At 70.9% G+C, this 3,342-nt stretch carries 6 protein-coding genes; all 6 read right to left on the reverse strand.

Annotated elements, in window-relative coordinates; translation table 11 throughout:
* Positions 1 to 152: 152 nt before the first annotated feature.
* Complete coding sequence (locus tag ACFFGY_RS22225) at positions 153 to 341, reverse strand: hypothetical protein (RefSeq protein WP_377046729.1); 189 nt, start codon at positions 339 to 341, stop codon at positions 153 to 155.
* An 11-nt stretch (positions 342 to 352) separates the two neighbouring features.
* Positions 353 to 769 carry a phage tail terminator-like protein gene (locus ACFFGY_RS22230; RefSeq protein ID WP_377046730.1) on the reverse strand — a complete coding sequence of 139 codons (417 nt, stop codon included), beginning with the start codon at positions 767 to 769 and terminating at the stop codon, positions 353 to 355.
* Positions 766 to 1,104 (reverse strand): hypothetical protein, encoded by a 339-nt coding sequence (locus ACFFGY_RS22235; protein ID WP_377046731.1) that lies wholly within the window; start codon positions 1,102 to 1,104, stop codon positions 766 to 768. Before ACFFGY_RS22235 ends, ACFFGY_RS22230 begins: the two co-directional genes overlap by 4 nt.
* Entirely contained in the window at positions 1,104 to 1,715 is a 612-nt protein-coding gene (locus tag ACFFGY_RS22240) for a head-tail connector protein (protein WP_377046732.1), read from the reverse strand. The genes ACFFGY_RS22235 and ACFFGY_RS22240 overlap by 1 nt, the downstream gene beginning before the upstream one ends.
* Positions 1,716 to 1,717: 2 nt before the next feature.
* The gene (locus ACFFGY_RS22245; RefSeq protein WP_377046733.1) at positions 1,718 to 2,017 is read right to left on the reverse strand and encodes a hypothetical protein; all 300 of its coding nucleotides are present in this window, start codon (positions 2,015 to 2,017) and stop codon (positions 1,718 to 1,720) included.
* 83 nt (positions 2,018 to 2,100) lie between these two features.
* Positions 2,101 to 3,342 (reverse strand): phage major capsid protein (locus ACFFGY_RS22250; protein ID WP_377046734.1); only part of this gene is annotated, 1,242 nt, incomplete at its 5' end.

Raw genomic sequence — 3,342 nt, forward strand, 5'->3', positions numbered from 1 at the left:
AGCTTCGCCGCCGGGGTGACGCCCCAGGCGGCCTCCTGCACGTAGGCGAGCCGGGCGAAGGTGGCTTCCTGGCCGGCCTGATAGCTGGTGGTGCCCGTCATGGGCCTGTCCTCCGGAAAATGGTGTTACGGAAAGGCCCAGCCGGGCCGTGATTACGAGCCGGAGGCTTCCGGCGTCGGCGCAGGCGCCTTGGCGGCGGCCTTGGGCGTCAGCACCTCGGCGCGCTGGCCGTCCAGCAGCACGGGCGCCAGGTTGGCGTCGCAGGTCTGCTCGCCGACCTGCTTGCCGGAAGCGACGTCGATGATTGCGAAGGTGATGGGCTTGGGCGTGTCGTCGGGCATGGTGGTGCTCCTCAGGCTGGGGGTCCGATATCCTGGTAGTGGTAGGCGACGCGCAGGGTCAGGCGGTGCCAGTTGCCCTCTTCGTCGTCGCTGCCAGGGTCGAAGCTGAAGCTGTCGTAGACGACGGCGCGCGGCGGCAGGCCGCGGAACCCGTCGGCCAAACCCTTGCGCAGCTGCAGGCCGGTGGTGATGCCGGAGCCGGTCGGCACCATGACGTGCAGGTAGACCGAGCCGTCCTCACGCCACACGCCGCCGGTGAGCTCGTAGGGCTCGGCGCCGTCGCCGCGGATCTCCACCGCCACGAAAGGCGCGGGCGGCTCGGGCAGGTCGTCGAACACCTCATTCGGCCACGCGACCGGGATGCCCAGCGTGGCGGCCGTGTCGCGGATCAGTACCCGGGCATCGGCCCAGACCTCGGGCGAGCTCATCGGCCGGTCACCCAGATGGACCAGCCGAGCAGCTCGGTGCCGGCATAGACCGGGCGCGCGCCCTTCACGGTGGAGGTGCGGCCGTCGATCACCAGGCGGTCAGGGTTAGCAGGCGGAGCCGGCCAGTCAGCAGCGGCGATCTCGTCGTTCAGGATCTCGACCTGCTGGTCACTGGCTTGCACGCCACCCTGGATCTCGTCAGGACGGTAGGCGCGCGGGAAGCCAACAAGCGGCAGGAAAATAGCAGGCGTGGCGTCCTTAGCCTGCCGGATCAGCGTCATGGACCGGCCACGGCTGCGGATCATGCGGCGGCGGGTTTCGAGGTGGTGCGACATCAGGCCACGACCCACCGGCGGTACGGCTCCAGCAGCGCCGCGGCCTGCGGCGGCATCCCGCTCATGTCGGCCGTCGCGATGAAGGAGGCGGAGCCAACCCCCTCGGTGGTTTCGGAGCGCAGCATCGGATCGCGGCCGCGCGCGGCGTGGCGCGCCGCGACCATGATCAGGCAGGCCTCCTCGATGTCGGCGGGCAGGTCCCGGTCGGGCTCGCCCGGCAGCGCGTAACCGCCGGTGTATTCCACCGCCGTGGCGTCGCAGCCCCAGGCCGTCCAGCGCGCCGCACCGTCGAGGCGGTAGAGCAGGCCGCTCAGGGTGTTCAGCTCGGTGCCGTCGGCGTCGACCGCCTGCCCCGCCACCGTGAGAGTGACAGCGCCCGCGACGGGCGTGCGGTCCAGAATGAGCGGTGCGCTGCCGCGTGGGCGGAAGGTCTCGCGCACGGTCTCCCGCGCGAAGGCGCGCCGGCAGTGCGACACGATCGCGGCCGAGGCCTGCGCGATCAGGTCGCGCAGGTAGGTCTCGTCCACGTCGTCACCCAGCAGCAGGTGGTCGCGCGCCGCCGGGACCGTGGTCAGCAGGCGCGACTTCGCAGGGGTGACGACGGTGAGCATGCTCAGGCGCTCTTGTTCTCGGGCGCCGGGCCGTCGGCCTTGTTCTCCGGCGCCGGGCCGGTGCTGCGCTGCGCGGCGGACAGCGCCTCGCGCGGGTTCATGCCGGCGCGGACGTTGTCCCACTTCGTGGCCTCGGTGCGCTCGGCCAAGTCGCGCTGCGCCTCGTGCTTGGCGTGAGCGTCCGCGACCGTCGCCTGATCCGGGTCCTTCGGCGCGGTGCCGGCCTGGTTCAGGTTCTCGGTCGGCTCGGTGGTCGCCGTGGCGTTCTGGTCTGTCGCCTTGGCGGGCTTGGGGTCGGCCATGTGGCCCTCCTGAAACGGAAAGCCCCGCGCGAGGCGGGGCTGGTGGCAGGATGGAAGCGCCGGCGCGAGGCCGGCGCTCCCGGTCAGGCGCTGACCTTGGCGAACTTCAGCGCCTGGGTGTCGACGGCCATGCCGCCCACCCGCTTCGTGGTGTAGAAGCCGACGTAGGGCTTGTTCGTGTACGGGTCGCGCAGCGTGCGCGTGCCGATCCGGTCCACGATGGTGTAGGCGCGGCGCATGTCGCCGAAGGCGATCGGCAGGGCGCCGGCCGCCACGTCGGGCATCTGCTCCATGTCGGCGATCGGGAAGCCCAGCAGCGTACCGGGCTCGCCCGCCTGGGCGTTGGGCTGCCAGAGGTAGTTGCCCTGGCCGTCCTTCCAGGTGCGGACCGTCGCCAGCGTCGAGCTGTTCGTGTACCAGCGCGCGCCGGTGCGGTAGCCCGACTTCAGGCGGTAGATCAGCGACACCAGCAGGTCGCCCGGATTGGAGGCGGCGAAGCCGCCGGCCACGCCGGTCACGATGTGCTCGAAGGTACCGAGCGCGCGGGTCGCGTCCTTCGTCGCGGCCGTCGGGTAGGCCAGGAAGCCCTTGGGCTTCTTCACGCCGTCGCCGGTGATGAAGGCCGCGCCCTCGGCCAGGCCGAACTCCTGCGCCAGCTCGCCGGCCAGCCACGCCTCGAGATCCACCGCGGCGTCGTCCAGCAGGGTCTGCGTGACCTGCGGGTTGGCATAGAGCTCGCCCATGAAGGCAACGATCTCGGCCAGCTGCGGCGTGTTGGTGGCGGGGCGGGCGTCGGTCTCACCGACCCAGCCGGTGCCGGCGCCGTGCAGGTTCACCAGGCGCTTGTAGTCCGGCGAGGACACGGTGATCTGGTTCGCGTACTGCCGCATCGGGTTTTCATCGCGCAGCAGGTTCAGGATGTTGCGGTCGACGATCTCCGGCACGAGGTAGCCGCCGTCGGCGGGCACCAGCGTGGACATCGCCTTCACTGCCAGCGCGTTCACCTCGCGCTCGCTGCCCTCGCCGCGGCGGGCGAAGGCGTTGAAGGCATCGCGGTGCTCGCGGTGCGCCGGGCCCTCGCCGGGCTTCACGTCGCCGCCCGGACCACCGGGGCGGTTGGACTTCTTGCCCAGCTCCAGCAGCTCGTCCGACAGCTTCTTCAGGTCGCCGTCGATCTTGCTCAGCTTCTCGGTCGTGAGCGGATCGGCCGCGCCCTTCTGCTCGATCTGCTTCAGGCGGTTGTCGTTGGTCGACTTGTACTCGTCGAAGGAGCGGTTGATCTTCTCGATCAGCCCCTTGATCTCGGCGAAGCCGGGCTCGCCGTC

The organism is Roseomonas elaeocarpi (genome assembly GCF_042433915.1).
Classification (GTDB): domain Bacteria; phylum Pseudomonadota; class Alphaproteobacteria; order Acetobacterales; family Acetobacteraceae; genus Roseomonas; species Roseomonas elaeocarpi.

Coding starts and splice junctions, on each gene's coding strand:
- ACFFGY_RS22225 (WP_377046729.1), bottom strand. CDS start 341: ATGCCCGACGACACGCCCAAGCCCATCACCTTCGCAATCATCGACGTC.
- ACFFGY_RS22230 (WP_377046730.1), bottom strand. CDS start 769: ATGAGCTCGCCCGAGGTCTGGGCCGATGCCCGGGTACTGATCCGCGAC.
- ACFFGY_RS22235 (WP_377046731.1), bottom strand. CDS start 1,104: ATGTCGCACCACCTCGAAACCCGCCGCCGCATGATCCGCAGCCGTGGC.
- ACFFGY_RS22240 (WP_377046732.1), bottom strand. CDS start 1,715: ATGCTCACCGTCGTCACCCCTGCGAAGTCGCGCCTGCTGACCACGGTC.
- ACFFGY_RS22245 (WP_377046733.1), bottom strand. CDS start 2,017: ATGGCCGACCCCAAGCCCGCCAAGGCGACAGACCAGAACGCCACGGCG.